At 35.6% G+C, this 7,262-nt stretch carries 2 protein-coding genes; both read right to left on the reverse strand.

Annotation, left to right across the window (positions count from 1 at the left end; translation table 4 throughout):
* Positions 1 to 84 precede the first annotated feature (84 nt).
* Positions 85 to 4,146 carry a hypothetical protein gene (locus tag MAGTDC_RS02100; RefSeq protein WP_146656853.1) on the reverse strand — a complete coding sequence of 1,354 codons (4,062 nt, stop codon included), beginning with the start codon at positions 4,144 to 4,146 and terminating at the stop codon, positions 85 to 87.
* Positions 4,077 to 7,262, reverse strand: a 3,186-nt coding sequence (locus MAGTDC_RS02105) for a DNA-directed RNA polymerase subunit beta (RefSeq protein WP_462138616.1), incomplete at its 5' end; no start/stop codon positions are given. The genes MAGTDC_RS02105 and MAGTDC_RS02100, both read right to left, overlap by 70 nt.

A 7,262-nucleotide genomic window follows, 5' to 3' on the forward strand; every position in this document is an offset into this window, starting at 1 on the left:
TGTTGGAATTTGAATACATCTCAACATTTAGAACATTAAACACACTGAAGTCGATGTTAGTGATTACAACGGTCTGTGGTCAACTTAACTAATCTTTGGTTGGGATTTGAGATCGGTTTTCCTTCGAACGAACCCTGTTCCAATTTCAGCTAATTTACCAAACATTATACTATCCTTTATTCCAAACTCCTGATATTTACTTACTAACATGGCTTTAACCAAAGATTTACTTGAGCCTTGAAAGGCTATATTTGAAAGCAAAGTAGAACCATTGGATGCAACATCATTGATGCTATGCAATATCCTCTCGAAATCAACAATTTTGTTATCACCATAGTTCTTACGACAATTATGTACCAAACGTCAGTCAACCTCTTCTCCCTCTAAAACATCACGGACTTTTGACCCTGTTATCACCACCCAATTCGTCATTAACCTTAATATCATTTCAATATGTTTACTATTAACATCAACACCCTGTGACTCATATATGCCTTGGACTTTGGATATAAAAACATCGACAAATTTGCTTAAATCATTGTGTTCTAAATAACTTGAAAAGTTTATCTCCCTTGAAGATAGAACTGAACCACGTCTAATGTTTCTACCATATAAACGACCATCCCCATCTATAATATATATTATTGGGCTAAGACTTGATTTATTCGGATCCAGAACATAAACCCTTTCATTGGACTTAACATTAGCCAATTTCAAACTCCCACTTACCGGTGCTATACCTGAATCATCTTCTGATGGTCTGTTTTCAAACAATTCTGTCAACCTTCCTAATCCTCCCTGGTCTTCATGTTCTAAGTTATGAACATCATCAACTTTATCTGCTAATATTTCATCAAAACCTCTAACCTTAAGGTTCGGTTCAACAACAACCCTACCTAAATAAACACCATTATGACTACAAACAAATCTAAGATTACCAACCCTGATTATGATAGGTTTTAACCATGGGACGTTGTTTCTTAAATCAAATCAATATTTCCTTGAATTCGTATCTTTTCCTGTTACAACAACCGCATTAACGTTAACGATAACGTTTTCGAACATTATCCGACCTTCCACCAATGAGATGAGACAATTGTAATTCGAATATTGTATTCCAATAACATCTCCAGCCATGATAAAGGTGTTATTTCTTGCCACTAATCTTGTTCCTCTGGTAATATTAATTGATCGGGTAATATTAACACCAAAAATTGTCATAAAACATTTGGTATTTGTTACAATTATATCGTTCGAAGATGAACAGATACAAACAATATGCTTAATTTTAACAAAACCAGAACAAGGTGCTGTTAAACATCAATCAATAGGTTTTATCTCCTCTTCTTTTTCAGATGAACTTAATCCATGAAATGTTCTTAATGTCAATTGGATTCCGGGTTCACCGATTGATTGAGCTGCTAGAATGCCAACCGATTCACCAAGAGATGGCAAAGTATTAGTACTTAAACTTAATCCATAGCACATTCTACAAACCCCATTTCGAGTTAAACATGTTATTGGTGATCTAATCCTGATAGAAACCTTACCATGTTCCAACAGTTTATGGATATTCTCGTCTGTAATTAACTCATTGGCAGCTATTATACATTTATTATCAATCATAACTGCCGTCATCAAGATCCTACCAACGATCCTACTCCTCATAAGACCATAATCACTACACATACCCACATCAATTCCTACATCTGTATGACAATCCTCTTCTCTTATAACATATTCACGAACGGTTTCAACAAGTTTTCTAGTTAAATAACCAGAATCTGATGTGTTTAATGTGGTTATTATCAATCCTTTCCTCGATGAGAATGTTAACTTATAAAGATCCTGCAACGACAACCCATCAATGTACGAACCAAACACAGGTTTGTTACTAATTTCATCATCAAAACCTAATATCATCCCTCTTGCACCAATAATCTGTCTAGCTTGACCCAACGTTCCTCTGGCACCAGAGTTTATCATCATTTGGAATGATGTCTGGTTAACTCCCGACCCTCTTATATTAACATCAACATCTAAATACATTCGTTCCAATGCTGTTTTGTAGTAATTCCAACACTCACCATAGTCATTTGGGTTATTACCATTCATCTTCCTTCTCTTAATGAAATCACCAAGATCTTTTGTCATCTTAACCAAGATCCTTGATTTACCTGGAGATGGAGCCAGGTCTTGATAAGCCAACGAAATCCCAGATAGAGTGGCATACTTAAAACCAAGATGCATTAATCTTTCACTGAACTTTATGACCGTTTCTTCTCCACAAGTCTTATAAACAAACTCAATTAAATGATTAACCTCCGTCCTTGTTAACTCCGGCATACTAACATCATAAATTATATTACACTTTGTTGGTATACTCCCACTAATTAACAACCTACCTGGTGTAGTTTTAACAACGGTCATAACACCGTTAACCTTTAAAATAAACCTTACATTAGAATGGAGGTTAACTCTTCTGTTTGAAACAGCTTTAACAACTTCCGAATAATTACTGAAACAAATATCACTTACTTCCGATGAAACCAAAGACAGATAATACAAACCCAAGATCATGTCTTGAGTTGGAAGAAGAGTGAGTCCTCCATGGGCCGGATGCAATGCATTATTACTTGAAAACATCAACAACACGGCTTCCAACCTTGCTTCCATACTTAACGGAACATGAACCGCCATTTGATCACCATCGAAGTCAGCATTGTAACCTGCACAGACCAAGGGATGAAGTCCAATTGCTCTATCATTTGTTAATTTAACCCAAAACGCTTGTATGTTCAGCTTGTGCAACGTTGGAGCTCTGTTTAACAACACCGGACATTGTTTCAATATCTCTACTATAAGCTCTTCATTAAGACCGGGATTAGTCTTAAGAATATTTCTTGCCGATCATTCTGAACCAACGTTTAAACCTAACATCAGTTTTGCTAGTATGAACGGTTCAAAGAGTTTAAATGCTATTACCTTTGGAATTTGACATTCGTTGACATTTAAACTTGGTTCTGGTACAATAACACTTCGTCCAGAATAATCAATTCGTCTACCTAACAATGCACTCCTGAACCGACCCTTCTTACCCTTCAACACCGTAGTTAAACTTTTAAGACTATGGTTGTTATAACCTGATTTACAATCTCCAACGTCCGTTCCCTCAAACAACACGTCAACACTTCCTTGCAGGTTTCTTAAACTCACCATATACTCTTCAAACCTAACATCATCTCTCCTACTAATACTATCTAACTTAGCCAACACCTCATCATTGGCCATTAATATGTTCCTATAAATATCGTTAATATTGGTACTGATATTATCCTCTTCAAGTTCAACCATTGGTCTTAATTCAGCAGGCAACACTGGCAGGATGCATAACACCATTCAGTTAAGCTTGATACCATTACAACCAAGGCCTCTAATTAACTCTATTTTATCCCTTAACTTGTTAAGTGCTTTAACCGAAGATTCAGATGAACATCTTAATTCCAATCTATTACAGATTTCCTTAATATTAACATCTGATAGTAATTTCGATATTGCTTCACCACCCGAAAGTACCTCAACGTTGTGAACATCGTTCCTAATCTTCAAGTAATCATCGGAATGAATAAGTTGACCAACGTTGTAATCGCACCTCGAAGATTTACAAATCAAATGCATATCACATAATACTATCTCCTTTAGAACGGGAATTGACTTACCAATCAATGTTGCTAAAACATCTGGTTCTGTTTTATAAAATCATGGGTGTACAACCGGAACAACAAGCTGAATATGTCCGAATCTACTTCTTTGGAAGGTTTCGATAAAGCCCTCTTGTATCCCTTCTTGATCAAAGGATAAACCTCTGCAATTAAGTGGACCAAATATCCTCTCACAATACAATCCTCCCACAACAGCTTTCCGTGTTTTAACATCGAACGTTTCAGCTTCGGTTACTTCACCATATGAGTAGGACATTATTGTTTCAGGTGAAGCCAACAAGATTCTTATCCTTGACACTGATTCATTTCGTTCCTTGAACAGGAAATCACCTCCTTCCCCCAACCTTCTTGGATCTACTTGCATTGAACTTCAACAACCAGTGAGAACATTTCCCTGATCGTAGTCACTAAGCTCTGACCTCAAGTAGATTCCAACCTTGGCCTGTTATTAAGAATACTTTGTTTTATTACCTTCCTTGATAAAATATCATCACATTTAGCGGTACAATTCTCCTTCAACATGAATGCTACACCGTAGCTCTGCAACGCCCATACCTCCATTTCTCCAAGCCTTTGTCCTCCTCTGTTGTTTCTTCCTTTCACAGGTTGTTTTAAGATATGAGAATAAGGACCAACAGATCGAACATGTACTTTGTTGTCTACTAAATGATCTAATTTTAACACATACAACTTACCAACGGTTGTCTTTCTTTCGAATGGTAATCCCACCCTACCATCATATAATTGTAACTGACTAAATCTGTCTTGGTTGTTAACACGTTTGTTGAATTGATCAAAGAATTCAATGGTAGACTTATCTGCCAACGGACAAGCAAACCCCACTCCATTGGACAGATCTTGTGACATCTCTAACACATCATCAAAGGATAACGATTGGATTTCAATGTTTGGATCTATCTCTGTAAATTTTTTACCTATGAGTTCCATGAACAACCGTTTGTCATTTGTTCTCTTATAAATATCAACAAGATGTTTATACTCCAACCCAAGTCCATAACTTACCAATCCTAACTGAATTTCTAATATCTGACCAACGTTCATCCTAGATGGAATACTCAATGGATTTATAACAATGTCTATGGTGGTCCCATCTGCTAAGTATGGCATATCCTCCTTCGGAACTATCCTCGATATCACACCTTTGTTGCCATGCCGTCCACATACCTTATCACCAACCTCAATCGATCTCCTAACTAACAGTTTAATCTTGATTCTGTTTATCACCTCTAAGTTAACACGTTTATTCCGTGATTTAGATCTCGAAGTATAAGTTAAACGAACATTTGATTTATGTTTATATAATCTAATGAACCGTCTCACTTCCAACAAGAAATTCCTCTTCAACAACATCAAATCAGATAACAGATGCTTATCATCGGTATCAAAGTCCATAATATTTATACTTGTCTTAACAACAGAAGCATTTACTTTAACCTCTCCTTGTTCTGATAGTTTCATCAATCTCCTTCAATATTTCTTATTAATATTACCCAAAGTTTCAATCCATTCACGTTGTTTTAACTTCACTTGATCAATCTTGTTTCCTTCCTTCGTTATCTCGAGAACTACAGCTCTTCTGATACCAATTGGTACTCTTACCGAAGAATCAATATATCTAACACTGGTTTCATTGGTCAACATCGAATGACTTAAATCATTAGCTTCCGTTGATTTACTTCTAGCTATCGGTGTTAACTTCCCAACTAAAACATCACCTTCATTGACCAAACTACCCACTTTAACAAAACCATTATCCATCAATTTGTTATCACCAACAGCCTCATCCACATTTGACTTATTAGTTAATATCTCATCTCCGTTTGTTGTTTTAAACACTTCAACATCCAAGCTTACTATATGCATGGAGTGTAGTAAACCTCTACGAACAACATCTTCAGATAATAGGATAGAATCTTCATAGTTATATCCTTTCCAACACATAATTGCAGCCAACAAATTAACACCTAAACTTATTTCACCACCGGAACTGGATTGACATTCGGCAACAACATCTCCTTGTTTTATAACCTGTCCGACTTTAACAACTGATCTAAATCTTTCACATCCATTTCAACCTATACCTGTTGTATTCGGAATGAAATAAGAACAGTATCCCATTGTTTCTGGTTTGTACGTTGTCACTTTCGTTCCATCAACCTTTACAACAACGCTGGTATGTTTGGCCGTGATATTATCATTTGTTGCTTTCATCACTGATGATTCTAATCCAGTACCAATTAATGGTGGTTGAGGATGGATCAATGGTATGGCTTGTTTCAACATGTTCGCTGCCATCAAAGCACGGGTTGGATCGTTGTGGTTTAAAAACGGTATTAAGTTCACAACAGGTGAAAACACTTGAGCTTTAGTTACCAATCTAACAACATTGTTTTGTTCTGAATCATAATTACCATCTTCTATAAGGTCTTCATCGGAACCACTTGCTATTGTTTCGAAGTACAACATTTCATTGTAATGATTTAAATAGATGATTTTGTTGTGGCTGTTGTTTATATCACCATTGTTAAAGGCTGTTAACAGTTGTCCATCTACATCGAAACTAGTATGTAATGCTAGTGATAAAATCAAACCAATGTTCTGACTTTCTGGTGATTCAATCGGACAAAGTCTTCCTAAATGTCATCGTTGAACGTATCTTAAGTTCGTTTCGGCATTGCTAATAGCAACATTATCTAATCCCAAACTGGTAACTCTTAACTTCTGAGCTAATTTAGTTAAACTGTTTAATTGCTCTAAATATTGAACAAGTTCTGATTGGTAAAACAACCTATCTATAGATCCTTGTGTTTTGTTAAACAACGTAGTAATCCGTTCAATAACAACATCCGGTTCCAGTATCTGAATTTTACTAAGCAAAACATTCTTCAAGGCATTGACCACTCAATCTATAATTATATCCCCAACACCTCTGATCAAACGGACATTGAAGCTACTTTCATCAATTTTATTCTCAGTATTAATACATTTATTCCAAATAAGAATTAGATCTCGTTTAGTTAACATATCAAAGTTCCAATCATTCTGTTTCGTAAATGAATTTAACAAGTGTCTACCAGCCATAGTCATGTCCACCATGTTAATATTCTTTAAATTAATACTATTTAATCGTTCGGAATCTAAATGTCTATTAGATTTAAGCATCCATGTTGTTAGCATTTGATGTACTACAACCTTGAGAGGATTGCCAATTGTTAATGCATTACTTTTAGTTAATTTAACAATCCATTTCTTATTGAATTTAATAATCGAGACAAATCTACCTTTCATTATTGGCATTTGATAACATTTCGTTGTTCTTAATCGTCTACGTCAACCGAACTTAGTGTTAACTACACAATCCTTCGTTATCTTTAAACTATACCAATCCTTGTTGCGATAAGCTATAACTGTTTCATTACCGATGACTTTTCCTAGATGGTTTTGTTTGGTTCCATTCATCAACAGTGATTCAAGACAATCACATTTATCTCGACCAATAGTTAAATCACATACACCCTT

Source organism: Candidatus Hodgkinia cicadicola (assembly GCF_002774925.1).